A 17,927-nucleotide genomic window follows, 5' to 3' on the forward strand; every position below is an offset into this window, starting at 1 on the left:
GTCCAGATTACCCCTAGATACAGATAGAGAAGAGAACCACATGGGCAAGGCAACCGGTTTTCTCGAGTTCGAACGTCGCCACGAGACGTACGAGGCTCCGCTCACGCGTGTGAAGCACTACAAGGAATTCGTCGCGGCGCTGACCGACGACGAAGCGAAGATTCAAGGCGCACGTTGCATGGACTGCGGCATTCCGTTCTGCAACAACGGCTGCCCGGTCAACAACATCATCCCGGACTTCAACGACCTGGTGTTCCGTCAGGACTGGAAGAACGCGATCGAAGTGCTGCATTCGACCAACAACTTCCCCGAGTTCACGGGCCGCATCTGCCCGGCGCCGTGCGAAGCGGCGTGCACGCTCGGCATCAATGACGACCCGGTCGGCATCAAGTCGATCGAGCACGCGATCATCGACAAGGCCTGGGCCGAAGGCTGGGTCGCGCCGCAAACGCCGAAGCACAAGACCGGCAAGAAAGTCGCCGTGGTCGGCTCGGGACCCGCGGGTCTCGCGGCTGCTCAGCAGCTCGCGCGCGCCGGTCATGACGTGACCGTGTTCGAGAAGAACGACCGGATCGGCGGTCTGCTGCGTTATGGCATCCCCGACTTCAAGCTGGAGAAGTGGCAGATCGACCGCCGCATGCGCCAGATGGAAGCCGAAGGCGTGACGTTCCGCACCAACGTGTTCATCGGCAAGCCGGACTCGCTGCCGGCGCACATCGGCAACACCGCGAAGGAAACCATCACGCCGGCCGAGCTGAACGAACAGTTCGACGCGGTCGTGATCGCCGGGGGTTCGGAAACGCCGCGCGATCTGCCGGTGCCGGGCCGCGAGCTCGAAGGCGTGTACTACGCGATGGAGTTCCTGCCGCAGCAGAACAAGGTCAATGCCGGCGACAAGGTGCCGAACCAGCTGGTCGCGAAGGGCAAGCACGTCGTCGTAATCGGCGGTGGCGATACCGGTTCGGACTGCGTGGGTACGTCGAACCGTCATGGCGCAAAGAGCGTCACGCAGTTCGAACTGCTGCCGCAGCCGCCGGAAGAAGAGAACAAGCCGCTCGTGTGGCCGTACTGGCCGATCAAGCTGCGCACGTCGTCGTCGCACGAGGAAGGCTGCGAGCGCGATTGGGCGGTCGCGACCAAGCGCCTCGAAGGCAAGAACGGCAAGGTCGAGAAGCTGATCGCCGCACGCGTCGAATGGAAGGACGGCAAGATGGTCGAAGTGCCGAACTCCGAATTCGAAATGAAGGCGGACCTCGTGCTGCTCGCGATGGGCTTCACGCAGCCGGTTTCGCCGGTGCTCGAAGCGTTCGGCGTCGACAAGGATGCGCGTGGCAACGTGCGCGCCACGACCGAGGGTGAAAAGGCGTACTACACGTCGGTGGACAAGGTGTTCACGGCGGGAGACATGCGTCGCGGCCAGTCGCTCGTGGTGTGGGCGATCCGCGAGGGCCGTCAGTGCGCACGTTCGGTCGATGCATTCCTGATGGGTCATTCGGAACTGCCGCGTTAAGCGTCTCTTCAATTTGCAGGAAGACGTGGAGACGACAAGGTGCCCCATGAAGGGCACCTGTAGCGGTAAAGCGATGCAGTAAGAAAGAAACCGGGCTCGCCTGAAAGGGGGAGCCCGGTTTTCTTTTTGCTTCGTCGCAGTGCGTCATGTCCGCCTCATTTGCGATAGCGCCCGAGCGTCCCGCGGCATTTTGTTGGCGCGCACCCGGCCCTCTTTTTTCTTACTAACCCCTACGATGTAACGCAAAACTTATTGGTCAACGTTAAACTGCGTTTGCAGCCCGGCTGCGCACTCGATCCTCCTATAACCCGTCGCCCCCGATGCCCGTCACCGCGAAAAACCGTTCGCCTTTCCGCACCCTTACGAGCACGACCGTGCCCGTGGAGCGCGGCATGCCCGGCGAAACGTCGGCGGCGCGGCGACGCTTTCTGAGGGGCTCGGCCGGTGCGATGCTGGCCGCGGGTTTCGGCAGCACGCTGCTGTCCGCGTGCGGCGGCAGTCTCGAAGCCGAGCAGCCGGCTACGCCGCGACTCGTGTCGGTCAGCAATTTCCGCGATGTCGGCGGCGCGGGTGCCGGCTATCTGACCGTCGACGGCAAGCAGATGCGGCGCGGCGTGTTCTTTCGCGCGAATGCGCTGACGCTGAGCGGCACGGACGCGGCGACGCTCGACAAGCTCGGCATCGTGTCGGTCTACGACCTGCGCACGCCCGCCGAAATCGCTCGCATCGCCGACGTGCTGCCGAGCGGCGCGACATCCGCCGCGCTGAATGTGCTCGGCACGAACGACTTCGTCACACCCCCGGTCGATTCGCCCGTCGACGCCGTTGCGTTCATGCAGGAGCAGGCGCGCGCGTATGTGACGGGCGGCCCGCAGCGAGCCGCCTACGGCGAGTTGCTCGGCGCGCTTGCCAACGGCACGGGCGCGCAGCTATTCCACTCGAGTGCGGGCAAGGACCGCGCGGGCTGGGTCGCGGCGCTGCTGCTCAGCATCGCCAACGTTCCGCTCGACGTGATCATGCAGGACTACCTGCTGAGCAACGTCTATCTCGCGCCATCGATCGCTGCGCAAACTACCACGCTGCGCGCACAGGAAGGCGCGGCCATCGCGGCGGCGAGAGCGCCGTTGTTCGACGTCGATGAAAATTATCTGCAGGCGGGATTCGACCAGGTACAGGCGAGCTACGGCACGATGGCGAGCTATTTGACGCAAGGCCTCGGTCTTTCCACGGCGACGGTCGACGCGCTGCGCAATCGGCTCGTGCACTGACGCGCTTCGCTGGCCGGGCGATAGCGCAAAAAAATCCGCCCCAGAGGTGCGGGCGGACGGAGAAGGGCGGCATCGAGGTTGCCGGGAGCGACTATAAGGCCGCAACCCGCGCGACAGCCGATGCGGTAAGGACGGGTAAGTGCCTCGGTCCGCGTCCCCTTACCTGCGAGCATCCTCACGTCAGCGCCGGGTCCACCGGCAATTCGATCCGTACGTCGAGCCCGCCCCGCGCATGATTGCGCACGAGGCAGCGTCCGCCGCGATGGTGCGCGAGCCGCGCGACGATCGCTAGACCGAGGCCGCAATGACCTTCGCCGCCGCGCGCGGCGTCGAGCCGCACGAACGGCTTCATCGCTGCGGCGATACGGTCGTCGGGAATGCCTGGGCCGTGATCGCGCACGCTGATGGTCCAATGACCGTCGTTGCACGCGGTCGAGATTTCCACCGGCGGCATGCCGTGTTCGAGCGCGTTGTCGACGAGATTCGTCACGAGCCGGTCGAGCAGCGTGCGCGGCAGCGTAAACGAGGGGCCGGCGCGCAAGTCGAGTGCGAAGAGCGGGGTCTCGGCGGGGTCCGCGGCTTCGGCGGTTTCAGTGGCTTCCGCGAAATCGCCTGAGGAAAACTGCTCCCGCAAGAATTCGTCGACTTCTACAGGCGGTCCAGCGTCCGCCGATTGGCCAGCGAATTCGAGGAACTGCTGGACGATATTGGTCAGCGAATCGACGTCGCGGATCAGGCCAGCGCGTTCGTTTTCGTCGACCAGCACGCTTGCGCGCAACTTCAGGCGCGTGAGCGGGGCCTTCAGATCGTGCGCGACGCCGGCGAGCATCACCGCCTGATCGTCGCCGGCTTCGTTCAGGCGCCGCATCATGTCGTTGAACGAGCCGATCAGATCGCGCAGTTCGCGCGGGCCCTGCACCGGCACGGGTTCGGGCCGGCCGCCTGAGCCGAACGCGCGAGACGCATCGGCCACGCGCAACAACGGCCGTTGCATCTGCCATACCGCGAACAACGACAGGATCAGCCCGGCGGCCAGCATCGATACCGATTCGATCAGAAAGCGCGGCGGCGGCGGAACATCGACCGGCACGACGACCCAGTTCGACTTGCCCGGAACCAGCACCCACAGTTGCGGCGGACGCAGATCGTCGACGGCGATCTGCGTGCCGGCCGGCAGGTTCTCGCGCAGATGCCGGCTCAACTCGACCAGCATATGCTCGTGCGGCTCGCGCAGATGCACGCTGGTCGGCATGTTCCAGGTGGGTACCAGATGCACGCGCATCGCCGGCGCGAGCGCGGTGCCCTTGATCGGCTCGCCGTTGATCGCCTGCAGCACGAGCAGAATGCCGCGCGCGAAGCCGTCGATTTCATGGCGCGGCGGCTGCATCGTCACCAGCACGAACCAGCTCGCCTGAATCGTGAACAGCACCGCCGCCGACAGCAACGCCATTCTGCCGAACAGCGTGTTCAGCAGATTTCTCATGCGCTCGGGGCGGCCCCGTGCTCGAAGGGGGTGCCGTTGGCGTCGGGCACGAACACGTAACCCTTGCCGCGCACCGTTTGCACGTAGCACGGGTTCGACGGGTCGTCCTCGATCACGCGGCGCAGGCGCCAGATCGGCACGTCGAGGCTGCGGTCGCGGAACGCAAGGTCGTCGCGATGCACGAGATCGTGAATCAGCACGCGCGACAGCACCTTGTACGGGTTGTTGACGAAGATCTTCAGCAGGGCGAATTCGCTGTCGCGCAGCGGCAGCTTGGCGTCGTCGCGGCTCAGCGAGCGCGTCGCGAAGTCCAGTTCGAACGGACCGAAGCGATAGCGCTTGCGTGCTTCTGGCGCGCTCGTGGTGGACGGCCCGCGCCGGCGCAGCACTGTCTGGATGCGCACCAGCAGTTCGCGCGGATCGAATGGTTTGGTCAAGTAGTCGTCCGCGCCGAGCGACAGACCGACGATGCGATCGGCCACGGTTCCGCGCGCGGTCACGAAGATCACCGGGATGTCGTCGCCGGCGGCGCGCAACGCGGTGAGCGCGCGCAGGCCGTCGGTGTTCGGCATCATGATGTCGAGCACGACGACCGACGGCCGCTCACGCTCGAGACGACGCTGCAAGTGGGTGCCGTCATGCAGCACGGACGCATCGAAGCCGTTCGACTGCAGAAACTTGCAAAGCAGATCGCGTACGACCGGATCGTCGTCGACGATAAGGACCTGTGGATTCATGGCGAAATTCTAGACTGGCGCGCCCGACGCGCGACCGCGCATTTCCTTACCAACGCTTACTGTGTGCCGCGTGGCGCTGGCGGGCTCGCGCCGGGGCGGATCAGCGAAGGTTCCGCGCCTACTTTAGCACTGCCTGATCCTGTTCTCCGCAACGACCGCCACGCGATGACAACGCTTGGCAAGCACTCGAAAGCCCTCGCAAGCCCACGGAACGAGTCGTAACAACCGCGCGAAAGCGTGCTTTGCTTCGCCCATCGTTGGCACTTGCGCGGCGCGATGATTCGTTCCGCAGCACGTCGCGCCGCACGCCGAACGAGGTCCGCTGCCTCGGACGACGGCGCGCGGCATTCAACCGACAACAGCGCGCAATGCGCGCCTTCGCGAGGTTCATCATGACGATCCACAACACGCTCAGTTCCACGCCTTTCTCCACGCTGGCGAAGACGCCGGCCACGGCGAAGTCCACCAGTTCGAGCCCCACCGGCGCAGCGGCGAAATCGCAGCAAAGCAGCGCGCTCGCGCAGCCTGCACTGCCTGCGCCGGGGACGGGGCTCATCGGCCATCTGGTCAACACGACGGCGTGAACCGGCGAGGTCCACGTGCCGCTCTCCAGAACTACTGAGCATCGGCGTCGCGCCGTGGCGTGGCTCGTTGCCGGCGTGCTGCTGTTGCCGCTCGGCGGCTGCGGCGCCGCGGCGCTGCCGTGCCGGGTCACGGCGGCGACCCTGAAAGTGCTGCCGGTCGTCGGCCATGCGGCGGCGACGCCTTTCGACATGTGCGCTTCCGCGATCGATTGAATCATGACGCTCACCCGGATGGTTGGTGCATTGATGCTGCTCGGCGGTGTGCTGTCGTGCGCCGCGCATGCGCAGCCTGTCGCGCGCAGTCCGAAGGCGGCCAGCGCGGCATCGAATGGCGTCGTCGCCGACACGCGCCGGCGCTCGCCGGACGCGCCGTTTTCATTTCGCGGCGTCGCGCTAGGCATCACGATCGACGAATTCCGCGCGGGCTCGACCGTACGCGCAACGCCGGTCGGCAGCGTGCCGATTTGCGAGACCGACGTGCAGGCAGGTGCGCTCGGCATGCGGTTGAAGTCGCACGATAGCCTGAGCGTCGCGTGCCGCTGGGCGCACCGCGATGATGGGCGCTGGGCGGTGTCGCAGGCGGTAGTCGATGGCGCGCCGGCGCTCGAACACGTGATGCGCTTCACGCGCATCGACGGGCAAGGCGCGCTGCGTCTTTACGAGATGTCGTTCTTGATCGACGAGCTGACCGCCGAGGTTCTGCGCGACGCGCTCGAGGATCGTTATGGGCCGCCGCGTCACGCGACACGCAACGCGGCGGCGCCGGGCGCGATGCCGATGTACGTATGGGAGAACGCGGTCAGTTCGATCACGCTGTGCTTCCTGCCGGGCAGCCGCAATGGCACGCTCACGTATCTGCTGAAGGGCTCGGATGCGTGGATGAAAGCGGTCGTGCGGCAGTGGCAGGCGAGCGGCACCGGCGCGGGCTGATGATTGCCCGGCAAGCCTGACCATCGGTATGAGCCCATTGCCGAAAGCGGCTGGTGCCGGCTAGCGCCGCCTCGTTTCAACTCGATTTCATCTTTCTCGCCACGGAGCCAGCATGACCGCGCTACGTCTCACCTTCGTGCTCGGCGCCGCGAGCTGTCTCGCGGCCTGTTCGAGCACGCAGACCCGGTCGATCGTCGAAACGCCGATGGCGCCGCCGCTCGCGTCCGCGCCATTGAACGTCAACACGCAAGGCGCGATCTATCAGGCCGGAGCGCCGCTGCTGCTGTATGAGACGCCGCGCGCGCAGCACATCGGCGACGTGCTGACGATCCGGCTGTCGGAATCGTATAGCGGCAGCAACAGCGCGAGCGCATCGGCGAACCGGGCGAGCAGCATCACCGCCACCGCCGCGGACCAATCGACGAGCGCCGCGGCGCGGCTTGCCAAACTGTTCAACATCGGCTCGGCGAGCACCGACTACAAAGGGCAGGGCCGTCTGAGCGACATTAGCGACATGACGGGCACGCTCGCCGTGACCGTGATCGGCACGGTGTCGGGCGGCAATCTCGTCGTGTCGGGCGAGAAGGTGATCGCGATGAGCGGTACCCGTGACCGTCTTCGGTTGTCGGGCATCGTCAATCCCAAGGATATCGAAGCAGGCAATTACGTTGCGTCGAGCAAGGTCGCGAACGCGCGCATCGAGCAGGCGGGCTTCGGCATGGTCAACGATGCGACGACGATGGGCTGGCTACAGCGGATGTTTCTGAGTGTGCTGACGTTTTGACCGTCCGCCGCATCAGCGCGGTGCGCGCTATGCGCGACACGCAGGTCATATCAACCGGCCCCGATCAGATCGACTCGCACCGCTAGCCGAGCGGCGGCGCGAGCCCGCGTTCGGCCGCGCCGATCTCGCCGTCCGGCACGAACACATAACCGCGTCCCCACACAGTCTGCACGTAGCGCGGTTCCGACGGGTCCACTTCGATCAGCCGACGCAAGCGCCAGATCGATACGTCGAGACTGCGATTGCGATGCGCCTCGCTATTGCCATGCAGTTTTTCGAGCAGTTGCGCGCGTGTGAGCACGGTCATCGCGTGCGTGACGAACACCTTGAGCATCGCGAATTCGCTCGAACGCAGCGTGATGCGTTCGCCGTCGCGGCGCAGTTCGCGCGCGGGGAAGTTCACTTCGAAGCGGCCGAAATGATAGGGCGCACGTTGCTCGGGCGCGCCCGGCGCGATCGAGCCGCGACGCCTCAGCACGGTGCGAATCCGCGCGACGAGCTCGCTCGGTTCGAACGGCTTGCCGAGGTAGTCGTCGGCGCCGAGTTCGAGGCCGATCACGCGATCGATCGGATCGGCTCGCGCGGTCAACAGAATCACGGGAATGTCGTCGCCGGCGACGCGCAGCGCGCGTAGTGCGCTGATGCCATCGAGCTCCGGCATCATGATGTCGAGCACGACGAGCGCGGGACGCTCCTGCTGCAATCTGCGCTGCAACGCCAAGCCATTTTCGAGGCTGGAGACGTTGAAGCCGCGCCCGTGCAGATATTCGCTGACGAGCTCGCGTACGACGGGATCGTCATCGACGATCAGGATGGTCTGGTTCATTCAGGTCATCTTAGTGAGGCGCACGCGCTGCGCAAAGCGCATGCCGCTTTCCAATCCTTTCCCGTGTAAGGCGCTGCAAGCGACGGAAGAGCCGCGGGTACTCAGTGGCTTGGCGGGAAGGCCTGAGAGGTTTGCAGGGTCTGCTGTTGCTGCTCTTGACGCGCAAAATCGGTCCGATCGACGACCATCCGCTCGATCAACCCGCCGAGCTTCACCGAGGCCGACGAGAAGCGGTCGGTGTTCAGGCCGCCGGTCTGATAGCGCGCGGTGACCAGAATGCGGCCGCTCTGGATCAGCGTCAGATCGATGATCGACAGGTACTGGATCGATTCGTCGCTGAACGAGCGGCGCCCATAGTCGATCGCGGCGTTATAGACGAGCCGCGCCTCGCAGCCGGCCGGCGAGGTGCCCGGATTGTAGACGTCCGAACGAATACCGCGCCGCTCGAGCGCGAGCTGCAGCGCAGGCACGAAATCGCCGACCGATACCGTCGGGTTCACTTCGATGCACACGTGCTGCACATCCGCGGGCCGGCCGTTGACGAAGGTCGGCGACGAGTAGTTCGACGCGATCGCGTAGCCGGCCTGGATCACCGAGCCGGTGGCGTCGGCGGCCTGGATCAGCGTCCATGCGCAGCCGTCTAGCGTGAGTGTCAGCGTCGCAGCGAAGGCGGCGAGGGCGCAGCGACGCCGGGATATCAGCGAGGCGACCGGACTCAGGCTCGAAGGCCTGGATGCCTCTGGCGCGCGCACGGTCGGCGGCGAGGTCATGAGGCGGCGCCCGATCCCGGTCACAAGGTTCGCTGGGTCATCGAAAGCAGCGAGTGCCGCGCGCTCAGCGCGTCACACGCAGTCGCAGTTCGTTCTGACCTTGCACGCTTGCGGTGACGGCCACGCGGCGCGCGCCGGTGGTCACGACGAAATGCTGGCGCACCGGCGTGTTGACGTCGTGCACGACGCGCGGAAAGCAGGCGGCGATGTCGGCGCCGAGTTCTTCGAGCGGATCGTTGACGACGCCGTCGGCTTGCCAGTGCGCGCGCCAGTGGCAGTCGTAAGCGTGGGGGGTCGCGCGGCAATCGTCGGTGTGGGAGACGCCCGGCAGTTGCGCGGCGGTCCCGTTCGGCAGTTGCCGGAAATCGCTCGCGTCGACGATCTGCGTCAGCGCCGCGCAGATATCGGCGGGCTGGTTCGGTTCGGCCGTTTGCGCGGCGTCGACGGCTTTCGTGAAGAGCAGCGCCGCGCCGCAGGCGAGCGCGAGGCGCGGGAGCAAAGTCGGGAGCAAAAGTGAAACACGGCGGGCGAATGACATGGGCGAGGAGTCCAGAGAGCGGTTGCGATCAACGACGTGACTGACGTCAACGAAGGCCGTCGCATGGCGCGGCCTGTACGACTATCGTCGCTGCTCGCAGGCATTTTCAAAGCGCGGAACAGCTTGCGCGCTTCGCAAATGCTTCCGAACTCTTCTCGTGTCTTTCCGGATGTTGCGCACGACGCGGGGGGCGTCGTGCGCTTAGTTGACGTGAGCGCCGCGCGCGTCGCTCACGCCGCTATCGCTTCGGCCGAACGCTCGACTTCGAGCGTTTCATCATGGAACGCAGCAAGCGATTCGCGATGCGCGACGCTGACGATCGCCGCCTTCGGCAGCCGCTCGGTGAACAGTCGATAGAGCCGCGCCTCGTTTTCCGCGTCGAGCGCGCTGGTCGCTTCGTCGAGGAACAGGTAGTCGGGCTTGTGCAGCAGCACGCGCGCGGCGGCGAAGCGCTGCTGCTCACCCGGCGACAGCACGCGGGTCCAGTGCCCCGTTTCCTGCAGACGGTCCGCGTATTCCGACAGATGGCAGGTGATGAGCGCGTCGCGGCATTCGTCGTCGCCATAGGTGTCCGCCGCCGACGGATACGCGAGCGCCGCCTTCAGCGTGCCGATCGGCATGTAGCTGACCTGCGGGATGAACATCATGCGCGCATTGACCGGTGCGTCGATCGAGCCGTCGCCGAACGGCCACAGGCCTGCGAGCGCCCGCATCAGCGTGCTCTTGCCGGCGCCCGACGGACCGCGCACGAGCCAGCGCGAGCCCGGCCGGATCGCGATATCGCGGATGCGCGACAGCGGGTTGCCATTGGGCAGCGCGAGCGTGAGGCTGTCGGTGGTAAGCGTGTTGCTGTCGACGAAATGCAGATTGATGCCGCCGTGTTCCGTGGCCGGCGACACGGATTCCTTCAGACGCGGCGAATGCACGACGCGCTTGAATTCGCGCAACCGGTTCACGGTCGCGCGCCATTCGACGAGGCTCGTATAACTGTTGATGAACCACGAGAACGAATCGCTGACGGTGCCGAACGCGCTAGAAATCTGCATCAGCACGCCGAACGTGAACGCGCCCGCGAAGTAGCGCGGCGCGGCGACGACGATCGGGAAAATGATCGCGATCTGGCCGTAGAAGCTCAGCACGAAGGTCAGGCGCTTCGTGTACTTCATCACCTGCCACCAGTTGTCGCGGATGCGGCCGAACAGCGTGCGCGCGTTCGTCTTCTCGGTTTCCATGCCGTTGTAGAACGCGATCTGCTCGGCGTTCTCACGCAGCCGGATCAGGCCGAAACGGAAATCCGCCTCGACCTTCTGTGCCTGATAGTTGATCGACACGAGCGGATGGCCGACCTTCTGCATCACCAGCGAACCGACCACCGCATACAGCGCGGCGGCCCACACCATATAACCGGGGATATGCAGCGGCATGCCGCCGAGCGAAATACTCAGCGCGCCCGCGAGCGTCCACAGGATCGTGATGAACGACACGAGAGTGACGACGGTCGACAGCAGATCGAGCGTCAGCGACAGCGTGGTGGTCGCGAACGACTGCAGGTCGTCGCTGATCCGCTGGTCGGGGTTGTCGGCGAGGCGGTCACGCTCGATGCGGTAGAACGCGCTGTCGTTGAGCCACTCGTTCAGGTAGCGGGTGGTCAGCCACTGGCGCCAGCGGAAGCCGAGCATCTGGCGCAGATAGCGTCCATACACGGCGAGGATGATGAAGCCGAACGCGAGTCCGGTAAAAATCATCAGCAGATGCGGGAAGTCGTGGACGTTCTTCTGCTGCAGCGCGTTGTAGAAGTCCGCGCTCCAGCGGTTCAGGCGCACGTTGATCCAGACGACGATCAGGTTCATCACGATGATCGTAATGAGCAGCCCCCATGCGATGCCTCGTTCCTCGGAAACCCAGTAAGGCTTGATCAGGCTCCAGGCGGAGACCTTTTCGTCGGGCGGCAGCGCGGGGCTGGCGGAAGTATGTGGTGTCATGAGCGTCCTGATGATGTGCTAACCCGAAGTGCCATTCCGGCGTACGGTCCGATCTGGTTGACCCATGTCGGGCGATCCCGCTAACAGTCGGCCCTTTTCGAGGCCGTGACTGCGGCGGGTCTGCAATACCTGGCCGGGCATCGCGCCATCGTGCTCGATGAACGCGAGTCCGGACGGGCGCCCGATTCTGGCGTGACGCCCTTAAGCGAAAATTAATTTTTCGGGGCCGGCGTCCGCCGGGATGCCGCCGCCGCGCATGCGGCCACGAGCGCCGCGCACGCCGCGTTTTTGCGGCACCGTTCACGGCATTGTGCCAGAGCGCCGGGCCGCTTCGCATCGGCATCTAGTTAGACGGTGCCAGATCAAAATCGCGGCAGCGACGGCGGGCCGCTGGTTTGCGGGCGCCGCGCCTTTTATGGTCTAATGACCTGCGACGAAACAGGGGTGCTTCGCCCACAGGCGGCATGATTTTCATGCCGGGGCGGCGAGGCTGAGAGAGACCCTTTGCACCCGATCCGGGTAATACCGGCGCGGGAAGTTTCCGGAAGCAACCGTCTTCCATTCCCCGCCGGGCGGCGAGCGCAGCTCACATGCACACGCCGTGACCGGCCGGCTTCACCCGCCGGTTTCGTCCTGGGTACGTGCGTTTTTGGCCGTACGGAAAGGACTCGATGACCGCCTATTCTTCAGACATGCATCTTTCTCTTCGTCACGCCGCCTCGGGCGTGTCGTGCCACATTGGTTTTGCCCGCCGCAGTCAAACGGAGCGCGCGCGATGAACCGTTCCGCTCGACCTGATTTCGCGGTGCTCGGTGGCGGTTTGTGCGGCCGCCTGGTCGCGTGGCGCCTCGCGGGCGAAGGGCATCGCGTGGCCCTTTACGAGCGCGGCGATGCCACCGGCTCGCAGGCTGCCGCGTGGGTTGCCGCCGCGATGCTCGCGCCGCTGGCAGAAGCCGCGAGCGCCGAGTTGCTGATCACTCGGCTCGGCGCGAGTTCGCTCGAAAGCTGGCCGCGCGTACTCGCCGAACTGCCGGAGCCGGTGTTTTTCCAGCGCAACGGCACGCTCGTCGTCTGGCATCACGCGGATCGCACGGAGGCGCCGCTGTTCGAGCGCCGCGTGCGTGCGAACGCGCCGGCCGAGTTGCTCGACGGCGGCTTCGTCGCGCTTTCGGGCGCACAGCTCGGTGCCGCCGAACCCGCGTTGGCCGGCCGCTTCAATCAGGGCTGGCTGCTGCCGCGCGAGGGGCAGCTCGACAACCGTCAGGTGCTGTCCGCGCTCGCGGCGGGGCTTGCCGAGCGCGGCGTCGACACGCACTGGAACACGCCGATCGACGACGCGTCGCTGCCCGACGCCGGCATCACGATCGATTGCCGCGGGCTCGGGGCGAAACCTGTGCTACCGACGCTGCGCGGCATCCGCGGTGAAGTTGCGCGCGTGCATGCACCTCACCTGCAACTGACTCGCCCGGTGCGGCTGCTGCATCCGCGCTACCCGCTGTATATCGCGCCGAAGCAGAACGGCCTCTACGTGATCGGCGCGACCGAGGTGGAGGGCGAGGACATGTCGCCCGTCAGCGTGCGTTCGGCGCTCGAGTTGCTGAGCGCGGCGTTCTCGGTGCATCCGGGCTTTGGCGAGGCGCGCATCCTCGAGCTGAACTCGCAGTGCCGGCCGACCTTGCCCGATCACCGCCCCGCGCTGCTGTGGGACGGCGCGCGCACGCTGCGCGTGAACGGCCTGTATCGGCACGGCTATATGATCGCGCCGGAAGTCGCCGACGAAGCCGTACGCTTTGCGAGCGCGCTGCTCGACGGCCGCGTCGGGGACGCCGACGCATTCGCCGGCTGGCGGCGCGACGCACGCTGGAGCGAGCTGTTCCAACAGCATTTCGCGCGCGAGCCGGCCTGAGCGTAGCGGCCAACGTGCCGCGCGCGATGCCGCTGGCGCCATCGATTGAACCGTATTCGAACACCATGGACATTCATATCAATCAAAAGCCGTTGTCGCTGCCCGAAGGCGCGACTGTCGCCGATGCGCTCGCCGCCTTTGGCGCGCGTCCGCCGTTCGCGGTTGCGCTCAACGGCGATTTCGTCGCGCGTGCGCAGCATGCGGCGCGCGCGTTGCAAACGGGCGACCGGCTCGACGTCGTGCAGCCGGTCGCGGGCGGCTGAGCGCGCTCGCGCCAGCCTGTCGCTTACCGAACGCAACAACCGTCGCGGAAAACCCATTGCCGTCAAGCGGTCGGTTCTAGCCGCGACGGCAAACCAGGATGATGCAAATGACTTCTCACGAGAGCGCCGACGCGCTGACCCTATACGGTCAAACTTTCGCAAGCCGCGTGCTGCTCGGCACGTCGCGCTACCCGTCGCTGCAATCGCTGTCCGATTCGATCGACGCCGCGCGCCCCGGCATGGTGACCGTCGCGCTGCGCCGTCAGATGAACGAGGGCAACGCGGAAGCCGGCTTCTTCGAGCTGCTCAAGCGCCACGGCGTGCCGCTGCTGCCGAATACGGCGGGCTGCCTGAGCGTCGGTGAAGCGGTGACGACCGCGCACATGGCGCGTGAAATCTTCGAGACCGAGTGGATCAAGCTCGAACTGATCGGCGACGACTACACGCTGCAGCCCGACCCGGTCGGTCTGATCGAAGCCGCCGCGCGGCTCGTCAAGGATGGCTTCAAGGTGCTGCCGTACTGCACCGAAGATCTGGTGATCGGCCGCCGTCTGCTCGACGCCGGCTGCGAGGCGCTGATGCCGTGGGGCGCGCCGATCGGCACCGGCAAGGGCGTGATCAATCCGTACGGGCTGCGGGTGTTGCGCGAGCGGCTGCCCGACGTGCCGCTGATCGTCGACGCCGGGCTCGGCGTGCCGTCGCATGCGGCGCAGGTGATGGAATGGGGCTTCGACGGCGTGCTGCTGAACACGGCGGTGTCGCAGGCGACGCATCCCGACGCGATGGCGCGCGCGTTCGCGCTGGGCGTCGAGGCGGGCCGGCAAGCACACCTCGCGGGTCCGATGGCCGAGCGCGAGAGTGCGCACGCGAGCACGCCGGTGGTCGGCATGCCGTTCTGGCATCAGGATGGAGGTGCGGCATGACGCAGTCGTTGACGCTGAAGGATCGCGATCTGTTCTGGCCGACGGCCGACGAACTCATCGAAGCCGCCGAGCGCATCCGCGCGCGGCTCGGCGACTGGCCGCCGACCCACGCGCCGTGGCGCATCTGCCTGACCGCGCCCGACGAACCGAACGGCGGCGACCTGATCGTGATCGCCGACGCGCAGCCGCACGGCGAGCAGATCGCGCGCTGGCTGACGCGGGGCGCGGGTGTGATCGTCGCTGCGGAAAACCGCGCGACGCTGCATCTGGGTGGTGAGAAATACGGCCTCGAAGGCCATCTGGCGGAAGACTGGATTGCCGCGCTGGCCGCGTTCCTCGACTGCGGTTTCGATCCTCACGACGCGCTGGTGCTCGCGCTCGCGTGGCGCGACGGCGACGAGACCCGCGCCGACGACGCTTTCCCGTCCGACCTCGGCCGCTTTCCGCGCCTTACCGACCTGCCGCCGGCACCCGCCAGGGCGTTCGCGCGCTGCCCGGACAAGCTCGGCCTGTATCCGGTGCTGCCGACAGCGGACTGGGTCGAACGGGTGGTCGGCTTCGGCGTGAAGACGGTGCAGTTGCGCCGCAAGTCGGCGGAACCCGCCGACGAACTGAAGCGTGAGATCGCCCGCTGCGTGGCGGCCGGCCGCGCGCACGACGCGCAGGTGTTCATCAACGATCATTGGCAGGCGGCGCTCGAGGCGGGCGCGTACGGCGTGCACCTCGGCCAGGAAGACGTGCATACCGCGGATCTGTCCGCGCTGGCCAACGCGGGCATCCGCCTGGGCTTGTCCACGCACGGCTTCTACGAGATGCTGAAGGCGCTGCATTTTCGTCCGAGCTACATTGCATTGGGCGCCGTATTCCCGACCACGACCAAGGTCATGCCGACCGCGCCGCAGGGCTTGCGGCGCCTTGCACGCTACGTGCGACTGCTCGACGGCGTCGTGCCGCTCGTCGCGATCGGCGGGATCGATCTGCAGGTGTTGCCGGACGTACTCGCAACGGGCGTCGGCTGCGCAGCGGTGGTGCGCGCGGTCACGGAAGCGGCCGACCCGGCCGCCGCCGTTTCGGCGCTGCAACACACGTTTACGCAATAATCGTCAGGCATAGTCAAGGAACGGGGCACCTCAAGGCAGCTTTTGCATGATGGCCCTATAATTCGGCCTTCCGTGTAAAAGGACTGTCAGTTTGGTGCCTTCCTCCCCCGAGACCATACTCGAGCTGCGCGACGTCGACTTCGGTTACGGCGACCGGCTCGTCCTGTCGAATCTGAATCTGCGCTTTCGTCGCGGTCAGGTCGTTGCGGTCATGGGCGGCTCGGGTTGCGGCAAGACCACAGTGCTGCGGCTGATCGGCGGCCTCGTGCGCGCGCAGCGCGGCCAGGTGCTGTTCCATGGCCAGGACATCGGCGGGCAGACGCGCGAAGGACTTTACGCGCTGCGCCGCAAGATGGGCATGCTGTTCCAGTTCGGCGCGCTGTTCACCGACATGTCGGTGTTCGAAAACGTCGCCTTCTCGCTGCGCGAACACACCGATCTCCCCGGAGAACTGCTGCGCGACCTCGTGCTGATGAAGCTCAACGCGGTCGGCCTGCGCGGCGCGCGCGACCTGCTGCCGTCGGAGATTTCGGGCGGCATGGCGCGGCGCGTGGCGCTCGCGCGCGCGATCGCGCTCGACCCCGAACTGATGATGTACGACGAGCCGTTCGCCGGCCTCGATCCGATCTCGCTCGGCATCACCGCGAACCTGATCCGCACGCTGAACCAGGCGCTCGGCGCGACGTCGATTCTCGTCACGCACGACGTGCCGGAATCGTTCGCGATCGCCGACTACGTGTACTTCCTGGCCAACGGCGGCGTGCTCGCCGAAGGCACGCCGGACGAGCTTCGCGCGTCGACCGACCCGACCGTGCGGCAGTTCATCGACGGCGCGCCGGACGGCCCGTTCAGGTTCCACTATCCGGCGCAGACGCCGCTCGCGGCGGACTTCCGCATCGGCGGAGGCCAGTCATGATCAGTACGATCGGTCGCTCGGTCATCACCGGGCTCGGCACCGCCGGCTACGCGACGCGCTTCTTCCTGCGGCTCGTGCTCGAAATTTTTCCGCTGCTGCGCCGTCCGCGTCTTGTCACGAAGCAGATCCACTTCGTCGGTAATTATTCGCTCGTGATCATCGCGGTGTCGGGGCTGTTCGTCGGCTTCGTGCTCGGGCTGCAAGGCTATTACACGCTGAACCGTTATGGCTCCGAGCAGGCGCTGGGGTTGCTGGTCGCGCTGTCGCTCGTGCGCGAGCTCGGCCCGGTCGTGACCGCGCTGCTGTTCGCCGGGCGCGCGGGCACGTCGCTGACCGCCGAAATCGGCCTGATGAAGGCGGGCGAGCAACTCACCGCGATGGAAATGATGGCCGTCGATCCGGTCAAAGTCGTGATCGCGCCGCGCCTGTGGGCGGGCATTATCTCGATGCCGATCCTCGCGGCGATCTTCAGCGCGGTCGGTGTTCTTGGCGGTTACGTGGTGGGCGTGCTGCTGATCGGCGTCGATGCCGGCGCGTTCTGGTCGCAGATGCAAAGCGGTGTCGACGTGTGGCGCGACGTGGGCGCCGGGGTCGTCAAGAGCGTGGTGTTCGGCCTCGCGGTGACCTTCGTCGCGCTGTTTCAGGGGTACGAGGCGAAGCCGACGCCGGAAGGCGTGTCGCGCGCGACGACCCGCACGGTCGTGTACGCGTCGCTCGCGGTGCTCGGGCTCGATTTCCTGCTGACCGCGCTGATGTTCAGCTAAGGCCGCGCAGCATGCCGGCTGCCGGCGGCGCACGCTGCGCCGCGCACGGCGGGATGTGGCGGCGGCGCGGCGGATTCACTTTGGGATGACGATGAAAAAGAATGTTCTCGACTTCTGGGTCGGCCTGTTCGTGGTGCTGGGTTTCGTAGCGTTGCTGTTTCTTGCGCTGAAGGTCGGCAACATGAGCTCGTTGTCGTTCCAGGCAACCTACCCGGTCAAGCTCAAGTTCGACAACATCGGCGGGCTGAAGCCGCGCGCGCCGGTAAAGAGCGCGGGCGTGACGGTCGGCCGGGTCGCGTCGATCGGCTTCGATAGCAACACCTACCAGGCGCTCGTCACGATCGATATCGACAAGCAATTCGAGTTTCCGAGGGACACTTCGGCGAAGATCCTGACCTCGGGTCTGCTCGGCGAGCAGTACATCGGGCTCGAGCCGGGCGGCGACTCGGAAATGCTGAAGGCGGGCGATACCATCGCGATGACGCAATCGGCGATCGTGCTGGAAAACCTGATCGGCCAGTTCCTGTATAGCAAGGCCGCGGATTCCGGCGCGGCGAAGCCCGCCGCTTCCGCCCCCGCACCGGCGCCGGCAGCGCCGGCCGCAGGCGCCGCCGGCCAGTCAGGCCAATAAGGAGAAACTACG

General features: G+C 66.2%; 19 protein-coding genes and 1 riboswitch. Of the genes, 13 read left to right on the top strand and 6 right to left on the bottom strand.

Annotated elements, in window-relative coordinates; translation table 11 throughout:
• Positions 1-40 precede the first annotated feature (40 nt).
• Positions 41-1,510, top strand: coding sequence for a glutamate synthase subunit beta (locus GCT19_RS26815; RefSeq protein ID WP_013090725.1), 1,470 nt, complete (start codon positions 41-43; stop codon positions 1,508-1,510).
• Between the two features lie 392 nt (positions 1,511-1,902).
• Positions 1,903-2,778 (top strand): tyrosine-protein phosphatase, encoded by an 876-nt coding sequence (locus GCT19_RS26820; protein WP_152853616.1) that lies wholly within the window; start codon positions 1,903-1,905, stop codon positions 2,776-2,778.
• Positions 2,779-2,953: 175 nt separating this feature from the next.
• Here GCT19_RS26820 and GCT19_RS26825 read toward each other — a convergent pair whose 3' ends face one another.
• Together GCT19_RS26825 and GCT19_RS26830 are read right to left on the bottom strand one after the other, a co-directional pair.
• Positions 2,954-4,261: an ATP-binding protein gene (locus GCT19_RS26825; RefSeq protein ID WP_152853617.1), complete on the bottom strand. Its 1,308-nt coding sequence runs from the start codon at positions 4,259-4,261 to the stop codon at positions 2,954-2,956.
• Positions 4,258-4,998: a response regulator gene (locus tag GCT19_RS26830; RefSeq protein WP_018433830.1), complete on the bottom strand. Its 741-nt coding sequence runs from the start codon at positions 4,996-4,998 to the stop codon at positions 4,258-4,260. The genes GCT19_RS26825 and GCT19_RS26830 overlap by 4 nt, the downstream gene beginning before the upstream one ends.
• Before the next feature lie 392 nt (positions 4,999-5,390).
• Here GCT19_RS26830 and GCT19_RS26835 point away from each other — a divergent pair, with 392 nt between their 5' ends.
• The 4 genes from GCT19_RS26835 to GCT19_RS26845 all read left to right on the top strand — a co-directional run bounded on the left by GCT19_RS26835 (position 5,391) and on the right by GCT19_RS26845 (position 7,296).
• Positions 5,391-5,582, top strand: coding sequence for a hypothetical protein (locus GCT19_RS26835; RefSeq protein ID WP_026228364.1), 192 nt, complete (start codon positions 5,391-5,393; stop codon positions 5,580-5,582).
• Between the two features lie 54 nt (positions 5,583-5,636).
• Positions 5,637-5,795, top strand: a complete 159-nt coding sequence (locus GCT19_RS42905) for a DUF6726 family protein (RefSeq protein WP_018433828.1) — start codon at positions 5,637-5,639, stop codon at positions 5,793-5,795.
• Between the two features lie 3 nt (positions 5,796-5,798).
• The gene (locus GCT19_RS26840) at positions 5,799-6,512 is read left to right on the top strand and encodes a hypothetical protein (RefSeq protein ID WP_152853618.1); all 714 of its coding nucleotides are present in this window, start codon (positions 5,799-5,801) and stop codon (positions 6,510-6,512) included.
• Positions 6,513-6,624: 112 nt separating this feature from the next.
• Positions 6,625-7,296 carry a flagellar basal body L-ring protein FlgH gene (locus GCT19_RS26845; RefSeq protein WP_018433826.1) on the top strand — a complete coding sequence of 224 codons (672 nt, stop codon included), beginning with the start codon at positions 6,625-6,627 and terminating at the stop codon, positions 7,294-7,296.
• An 82-nt stretch (positions 7,297-7,378) separates the two neighbouring features.
• Here GCT19_RS26845 and GCT19_RS26850 read toward each other — a convergent pair whose 3' ends face one another.
• The 4 genes from GCT19_RS26850 to GCT19_RS26865 all read right to left on the bottom strand — a co-directional run bounded on the left by GCT19_RS26850 (position 7,379) and on the right by GCT19_RS26865 (position 11,412).
• Positions 7,379-8,122, bottom strand: a complete 744-nt coding sequence (locus GCT19_RS26850) for a response regulator (RefSeq protein ID WP_018433825.1) — start codon at positions 8,120-8,122, stop codon at positions 7,379-7,381.
• Between the two features lie 101 nt (positions 8,123-8,223).
• A complete protein-coding gene (locus GCT19_RS26855) occupies positions 8,224-8,892 on the bottom strand; it encodes a hypothetical protein (protein WP_018433824.1) in 669 nt (222 codons plus the stop codon).
• A gap of 64 nt (positions 8,893-8,956) precedes the next feature.
• Positions 8,957-9,430, bottom strand: a complete 474-nt coding sequence (locus tag GCT19_RS26860; protein ID WP_152853619.1) for a hypothetical protein — start codon at positions 9,428-9,430, stop codon at positions 8,957-8,959.
• A 230-nt stretch (positions 9,431-9,660) separates the two neighbouring features.
• A complete protein-coding gene (locus GCT19_RS26865) occupies positions 9,661-11,412 on the bottom strand; it encodes an ABC transporter ATP-binding protein/permease (RefSeq protein WP_018433822.1) in 1,752 nt (583 codons plus the stop codon).
• Positions 11,413-11,842: 430 nt separating this feature from the next.
• Positions 11,843-11,966, top strand: a riboswitch (TPP riboswitch).
• Between the two features lie 221 nt (positions 11,967-12,187).
• Here GCT19_RS26865 and GCT19_RS26870 point away from each other — a divergent pair.
• From GCT19_RS26870 to mlaD, 7 genes are all read left to right on the top strand, one after another.
• Positions 12,188-13,318 carry an FAD-dependent oxidoreductase gene (locus GCT19_RS26870; RefSeq protein WP_018433821.1) on the top strand — a complete coding sequence of 377 codons (1,131 nt, stop codon included), beginning with the start codon at positions 12,188-12,190 and terminating at the stop codon, positions 13,316-13,318.
• Positions 13,319-13,383: 65 nt separating this feature from the next.
• Positions 13,384-13,581: a sulfur carrier protein ThiS gene (gene thiS, locus GCT19_RS26875; RefSeq protein ID WP_026225709.1), complete on the top strand. Its 198-nt coding sequence runs from the start codon at positions 13,384-13,386 to the stop codon at positions 13,579-13,581.
• Positions 13,582-13,688: 107 nt separating this feature from the next.
• Positions 13,689-14,504 carry a thiazole synthase gene (locus GCT19_RS26880; RefSeq protein WP_152853620.1) on the top strand — a complete coding sequence of 272 codons (816 nt, stop codon included), beginning with the start codon at positions 13,689-13,691 and terminating at the stop codon, positions 14,502-14,504.
• Entirely contained in the window at positions 14,501-15,604 is a 1,104-nt protein-coding gene (thiE, locus tag GCT19_RS26885; RefSeq protein WP_018433819.1) for a thiamine phosphate synthase, read from the top strand. The genes GCT19_RS26880 and thiE overlap by 4 nt, the downstream gene beginning before the upstream one ends.
• A gap of 94 nt (positions 15,605-15,698) precedes the next feature.
• Complete coding sequence (locus GCT19_RS26890; protein ID WP_321576877.1) at positions 15,699-16,520, top strand: ABC transporter ATP-binding protein; 822 nt, start codon at positions 15,699-15,701, stop codon at positions 16,518-16,520.
• Positions 16,517-17,284, top strand: coding sequence for a lipid asymmetry maintenance ABC transporter permease subunit MlaE (mlaE, locus tag GCT19_RS26895; protein ID WP_013090708.1), 768 nt, complete (start codon positions 16,517-16,519; stop codon positions 17,282-17,284). Before GCT19_RS26890 ends, mlaE begins: the two co-directional genes overlap by 4 nt.
• Positions 17,285-17,375: 91 nt before the next feature.
• On the top strand, positions 17,376-17,915 hold the full coding sequence (mlaD, locus tag GCT19_RS26900) for an outer membrane lipid asymmetry maintenance protein MlaD (protein ID WP_152853622.1): 540 nt from the start codon (positions 17,376-17,378) through the stop codon (positions 17,913-17,915).
• Positions 17,916-17,927 lie beyond the last annotated feature (12 nt).

This window comes from Paraburkholderia atlantica (assembly GCF_009362785.1).
Classification (GTDB): Bacteria; Pseudomonadota; Gammaproteobacteria; order Burkholderiales; family Burkholderiaceae; genus Paraburkholderia; species Paraburkholderia atlantica.

What these genes read in the sequence shown, in the direction of transcription:
- mlaE (WP_013090708.1), top strand. Translation starts at nt 16,517, where the DNA reads ATGATCAGTACGATCGGTCGCTCGGTCATCACCGGGCTCGGCACCGCC.
- GCT19_RS26860 (WP_152853619.1), bottom strand. Translation starts at nt 9,430, where the DNA reads ATGTCATTCGCCCGCCGTGTTTCACTTTTGCTCCCGACTTTGCTCCCG.
- GCT19_RS26835 (WP_026228364.1), top strand. Translation starts at nt 5,391, where the DNA reads ATGACGATCCACAACACGCTCAGTTCCACGCCTTTCTCCACGCTGGCG.
- GCT19_RS26880 (WP_152853620.1), top strand. Translation starts at nt 13,689, where the DNA reads ATGACTTCTCACGAGAGCGCCGACGCGCTGACCCTATACGGTCAAACT.
- GCT19_RS26870 (WP_018433821.1), top strand. Translation starts at nt 12,188, where the DNA reads ATGAACCGTTCCGCTCGACCTGATTTCGCGGTGCTCGGTGGCGGTTTG.
- GCT19_RS26815 (WP_013090725.1), top strand. Translation starts at nt 41, where the DNA reads ATGGGCAAGGCAACCGGTTTTCTCGAGTTCGAACGTCGCCACGAGACG.
- thiS (WP_026225709.1), top strand. Translation starts at nt 13,384, where the DNA reads ATGGACATTCATATCAATCAAAAGCCGTTGTCGCTGCCCGAAGGCGCG.
- thiE (WP_018433819.1), top strand. Translation starts at nt 14,501, where the DNA reads ATGACGCAGTCGTTGACGCTGAAGGATCGCGATCTGTTCTGGCCGACG.
- GCT19_RS26840 (WP_152853618.1), top strand. Translation starts at nt 5,799, where the DNA reads ATGACGCTCACCCGGATGGTTGGTGCATTGATGCTGCTCGGCGGTGTG.
- GCT19_RS26865 (WP_018433822.1), bottom strand. Translation starts at nt 11,412, where the DNA reads ATGACACCACATACTTCCGCCAGCCCCGCGCTGCCGCCCGACGAAAAG.
- mlaD (WP_152853622.1), top strand. Translation starts at nt 17,376, where the DNA reads ATGAAAAAGAATGTTCTCGACTTCTGGGTCGGCCTGTTCGTGGTGCTG.
- GCT19_RS26855 (WP_018433824.1), bottom strand. Translation starts at nt 8,892, where the DNA reads ATGACCTCGCCGCCGACCGTGCGCGCGCCAGAGGCATCCAGGCCTTCG.
- GCT19_RS26845 (WP_018433826.1), top strand. Translation starts at nt 6,625, where the DNA reads ATGACCGCGCTACGTCTCACCTTCGTGCTCGGCGCCGCGAGCTGTCTC.
- GCT19_RS26820 (WP_152853616.1), top strand. Translation starts at nt 1,903, where the DNA reads ATGCCCGGCGAAACGTCGGCGGCGCGGCGACGCTTTCTGAGGGGCTCG.
- GCT19_RS26830 (WP_018433830.1), bottom strand. Translation starts at nt 4,998, where the DNA reads ATGAATCCACAGGTCCTTATCGTCGACGACGATCCGGTCGTACGCGAT.
- GCT19_RS26825 (WP_152853617.1), bottom strand. Translation starts at nt 4,261, where the DNA reads ATGAGAAATCTGCTGAACACGCTGTTCGGCAGAATGGCGTTGCTGTCG.
- GCT19_RS26850 (WP_018433825.1), bottom strand. Translation starts at nt 8,122, where the DNA reads ATGAACCAGACCATCCTGATCGTCGATGACGATCCCGTCGTACGCGAG.